Source organism: Methylibium sp., from assembly GCF_013817365.1.
GTDB lineage: Bacteria > Pseudomonadota > Gammaproteobacteria > Burkholderiales > Burkholderiaceae_C > Methylibium.
Window position 1 is genome coordinate 1 of sequence record NZ_JACDCU010000414.1, and the last position, 3,557, is coordinate 3,557.

The 3,557-nt window shown below is 68.8% G+C and carries 9 protein-coding genes; all 9 read left to right on the forward strand.

The annotated features are described in order from the left end of the window. On the forward strand, positions 1-269 hold a 269-nt coding region (locus H0W38_RS18770; protein WP_292456986.1), incomplete at its 5' end, for a phage tail assembly chaperone. Next, positions 266-490 carry a hypothetical protein gene (locus H0W38_RS18775; RefSeq protein WP_292456989.1) on the forward strand — a complete coding sequence of 75 codons (225 nt, stop codon included), beginning with the start codon at positions 266-268 and terminating at the stop codon, positions 488-490. The genes H0W38_RS18770 and H0W38_RS18775, both read left to right, overlap by 4 nt. Further along, on the forward strand, positions 490-816 hold the full coding sequence (locus H0W38_RS18780) for a hypothetical protein (protein WP_292456992.1): 327 nt from the start codon (positions 490-492) through the stop codon (positions 814-816). The genes H0W38_RS18775 and H0W38_RS18780 overlap by 1 nt, the downstream gene beginning before the upstream one ends. Beyond that, entirely contained in the window at positions 813-1,376 is a 564-nt protein-coding gene (locus H0W38_RS18785) for a hypothetical protein (RefSeq protein ID WP_292456995.1), read from the forward strand. Before H0W38_RS18780 ends, H0W38_RS18785 begins: the two co-directional genes overlap by 4 nt. After that, complete coding sequence (locus H0W38_RS18790; protein WP_292456999.1) at positions 1,373-1,498, forward strand: hypothetical protein; 126 nt, start codon at positions 1,373-1,375, stop codon at positions 1,496-1,498. Before H0W38_RS18785 ends, H0W38_RS18790 begins: the two co-directional genes overlap by 4 nt. A 4-nt stretch (positions 1,499-1,502) precedes the next feature. Next, on the forward strand, positions 1,503-1,865 hold the full coding sequence (locus H0W38_RS18795) for a hypothetical protein (RefSeq protein WP_292457002.1): 363 nt from the start codon (positions 1,503-1,505) through the stop codon (positions 1,863-1,865). After that, positions 1,862-2,278 carry a hypothetical protein gene (locus H0W38_RS18800; RefSeq protein WP_292457005.1) on the forward strand — a complete coding sequence of 139 codons (417 nt, stop codon included), beginning with the start codon at positions 1,862-1,864 and terminating at the stop codon, positions 2,276-2,278. Before H0W38_RS18795 ends, H0W38_RS18800 begins: the two co-directional genes overlap by 4 nt. Further along, positions 2,271-3,188: a hypothetical protein gene (locus H0W38_RS18805; RefSeq protein ID WP_292457007.1), complete on the forward strand. Its 918-nt coding sequence runs from the start codon at positions 2,271-2,273 to the stop codon at positions 3,186-3,188. The genes H0W38_RS18800 and H0W38_RS18805 overlap by 8 nt, the downstream gene beginning before the upstream one ends. After that, positions 3,185-3,557, forward strand: a 373-nt coding sequence (locus H0W38_RS18810) for a hypothetical protein (RefSeq protein WP_292457009.1), incomplete at its 3' end; no start/stop codon positions are given. The genes H0W38_RS18805 and H0W38_RS18810, both read left to right, overlap by 4 nt.

Sequence of the window (3,557 nt, forward strand, 5' to 3'; positions counted from 1 at the left end):
CGCTCGCGCGCGGGCAACGCCTGGCGGAATTGCGCGCCGAGCGGGACGCGCTGCTCGCCGCCGCCGACGCGCTGACGATGAAGGCGCTCGACACGGGCACCGTTGAGCAGCGGCAGGATGTCGCTGCTTACAAGCAGGTGCTCCGCGATCTGCCGACGACGATCGCTCTGCAAATGCGCGACATCGCGGACCCCGCCGACCTCGACGCCTATGCGCCGGCGTGGCCGACCGTCCCGGTCGTGGTAGCCGTGGCACGTGTGCCACGATGATGACTCGCATCGTCTCCTGGTTCCGCAAGCCGCCTGGTCCGTGGGTCTACGAATCGCACGAGTACTACGGCGTCTCGCATGACTGCAACGTTTACGCCGTCACCTACGTCCGTGGCGAAGAAGCGAGGCTCGTCATGGTCAGCCTCTATGCCGGACGCTCGACCAAGCTCGACGCGGCGCTCATCACGTACTTCCGCGCAAACGCGCCGACGAGCACATGATGGACCCCGCCGCCATCCTCTCGCAGCTCTGGACGATCGGCCCCAGCGCGGCGCTGCTCGGCCTGGCGGTATTCTACTTCTACAAGCGCGACAAGCGCAACGACACCGCCGCCGAGGCTCGGCACCAACAGTGCGAGACGCGCAACGCGCAGTTAGACGCGCGAATCCTGGCGCTAGAGGATCGGCAATTCCTGCAGCTCGCAGCCATCGCGCGCGACGGCATGACGGGGCTGGCAAACTCGACGGCCGCGATCAAGAGATTCATGCGCGACGACACCCCGACGCCGCCCGATGCGTTCCCCATTCAGCGGCCGGGGCATCCATGAGCGGCAAGAGCGACAAGGAAGTGCGCGACGAGCTGCGCCGCATCCATCGCCAGTTCACCGGCGAGCAGTGCGACGACATGCGAACGGACCGCCCTGGCTGCTCGGGCATTTGCACCGGCGCCGTCGGCCTCGTGCTGTGGGTCGTCATCGTCGGGCTGCTGCTGCTGCTCTGCACCGGCTGCGCCAAGACCGAGCGCGAAGGTCGCACCGTGCGCCGCTTGATCGAGCACGGCGAGCATGGCGGCGTGCCGTTCAGCAAGACCGCCGAAGAGACCAGCGAGACCAGCGAAACGACCACGACCGGCGTCGACACGCAGGCGATTGCCGCCGTCGTCACGACTGCTGTGCGCGCAGCGATGGCGGCGGGAACCGGCGGGCTGGGCTTCGGCATCCCCGAAGCCGTCGCCGGGATCGCGACGGCAGGCGCCGGCATCGCCGCGCTCCTGCAATCGCGCAAGGCCGCACGCAAGCAGACCGAGGCCGACGCCGCCTGGGACGCCGAGCGCGAGGCGCAGATCAAAGCCGCGCTGATGACACCGCCACCCAAGGGAACCACATGAGCAATCTCGACGACGACCTCAAGGCGCACACGCGCCGCAATCTGATCACCTGGATCAACTACGCCGCGACCTTCCTCGCCGGCGCGGTCCTGGGCATCCTCGTCTGCCTGGCGTTCGGCTGAGACCATGTCGACGATCTCCACCGCTCTGGCGCAGGCGCTCGCCGCGGTCGCAACCGCGCGCGGCGAGTCGCTGTCCTACCGCGCCGCGGTCGGGACCGGGAGCTATATCGCGCTCAGCGGCTTCGTGCTCGACCGCGACGAGATCGCCCCGCCGTTCCATGACGAGCAACAGGCCGCAGAGGAGACCGTGCGCTCTGGCCGGCTCTGCGGTCCGCTGACGCCGGTGCTAACCGTTGGCATGGGCATCCGCGACGGCAACAACCAGGAGTGGGCGATAGAGACCGCCGAACTCGACCAGCAGCAACTCTGCACCGTGCGCCGCACGACCGTTGCCAACGCCGGCCCGAACCGCGGCGGTGACTCGTGAGCTTCACTGATCCGCCGGCCATCCTGACGCAACTGCGCACGCAGCTCGCTGCCTGTGCCGGCTGGGCCAACGGCAGCGGTGCTGTCCACTACCCCGACCTCCCCGCTCTGGCTGGCGCGACGTTCCCGCTGGCCGTGGTCGCGGAGTCGTCGCGCACCTTCGACACCTACGCCGATGGCGCGCTACCGCTCGGCGGCGGCTCGATGCAAGTCGTCGTCTACGCCACCGGCTCGGTCGGCGTGGTCGAAGAACTCGGCCGGACCATCCTCTCGCAACTGCTCGCGCAGTTCACCGGCATCCCGTTCCGCCCATCGGAATGCGGCCTGAGCAGCGACCCGTCACCGGCCAAGGTCGCCGGGGCCAGCGAATATCGCGCCGTCACTCTTACCATCGGCTGGGGCCTCAATGGCTGATCCCATCGTCTATTCACTCGCGCCGCTGCGCATCAACGCCACGGTCCTGGCGACCGCTGGATTGCAGGTGCCGCCGGATGTCGCGTCGGAGGCGTTCCGTCACTCGGGCAACGAGTTCGCCAGCGCGCTCGTCGTGCCCGGTGCCGCACCGCGCGTGCGCTTCCGCACGCCGTTCAAGGCCGCGTACGATCTGATCGGCTTCAAGATCCTGCCGGTTACGACGCTTGACATCTACTTTGCCAAGTTCGCCGCGTCGATCCGCGATCCCAACTCCACGCATGCCAAGTACAGTCTGGCCGTCAGCGCCAAGGCCGTGGCGTTCATCCGCTCGTTCAGCGTCGCGCATGGCGGCATCGCCATGGCTGAGGTTGAGGTAGTGCTGCTGTCGTCGGACGGCATGGCCCATCCATTCGCTGCCCCCGCGACCGCCGCGCTGCCGACGCTCGCCGCTCAACCGACGCTGCACACCATGGGCACGACCAGCATCAACGGCACGGCGATTGCCGGCGCGGTGGACGCGAGCGTGGACCTGGCGCCCAACGTTATGATCGGCATCGACGGCACGCCGGGTGATGGCCTACTCTACCCGACCGTCGCCACCTACCTGGGCGGTGCGCCGTCGATCGAGGTCGGACACGGCGACCCGATCACGCTGCTGGCAACGCTCGGCCTGACCGGCGTTGCGGTTGGCGCGTCGACCTTCAAGCAGTGGCTCCGCGAGTTCGACGCCACGACGCAGCTTGCGCTGTCGACCGGCGTCTCGCTGACCATCGCCAGCGCCAGCGGACGCATGATCCCCGTCGACTTCGGAGCCGATAACCAGTCAGCGGCCAAGGGCGGCCTGCGCATCGAAGGCCTGTCGACCAGCACGACGCACCCCATCGCGGTCGGCACCGGCACCGTCCCGTGATCGTCTACCTGCACCCGTCGCAGCAGCCGATCGTGCCGCCGTGGCTCGACGGCTTCACGCCGCAGACACCCGGCGTCGAACTCGTGCAGCGCCAGACCGCGCACGGCTGCCTGGTCGGCATTGGCGATCCGCTGGTGATCGACTGCCCGCCGATGCGGATCCTCATGGACGTCGAGGACGGGTGGCGCGCGGCGGTGATCGGCAAGCTGAACCCCGCGCATCTGTGGCGCGGGGAACGCTGGTGCCGCACCTTGCCGGCGACCTCGATCGGTGGCGAGACCTGGCAGGCGCCGGTCATTCTCACCGAGGACGGCGAGCGCGCCTACCTCGTGCGCTACGCCGGCCGCGACTACCTGCCGCAGCCGAGCG